Raw genomic sequence first — 433 nt, 5'->3', positions numbered from 1 at the left:
CTTTTGACGGTCGGCGGTGCCGTGGTGCTGACGGTGCTGACGGTTGTTGCCGAGGTGCTGACGCGGCGGCATTCGCAGTCGATGATCAAGGCCTCGGTGGCGCGTAACTCGGTTGCCGATTCGAACGCCCGCAACAGCGACATCATGCATGCGATGGGGATCACCGGTCGGGCCGTCGACCGCTTCGAGAAGGCCAACCGCCGCCACCTCGACTGTCAGACGAAGACATCAGACGTCGGCGGCACGCTGTCCGGGCTGTCGAAGGTGCTGCGGATGATGCTGCAGTCGGCGATCCTCGGGCTCGGCGCCTATCTGACGATCCGCGGCGAACTGTCGTCGGGCTCGATCATCGCCTCGTCGATCGTCACGGCGCGGGCGCTGGCACCGGTCGACCTGGCGATCGGCCAGTGGAAGGGCGTGGTCGGGGCGCGAC

General features: G+C 67.0%; 1 pseudogene. It reads left to right on the top strand.

Annotated features, from left to right (window positions below):
• Positions 1-433, top strand: a pseudogene (locus tag RGCCGE502_RS34410) (type I secretion system permease/ATPase); the annotation flags it as partial.

Origin of the sequence: Rhizobium grahamii CCGE 502 (assembly GCF_000298315.2) — a bacterium.
GTDB classification, from domain to species: Bacteria; Pseudomonadota; Alphaproteobacteria; order Rhizobiales; family Rhizobiaceae; genus Rhizobium; species Rhizobium grahamii.
This window is presented reverse-complemented; position numbering and strand designations above follow the sequence as displayed.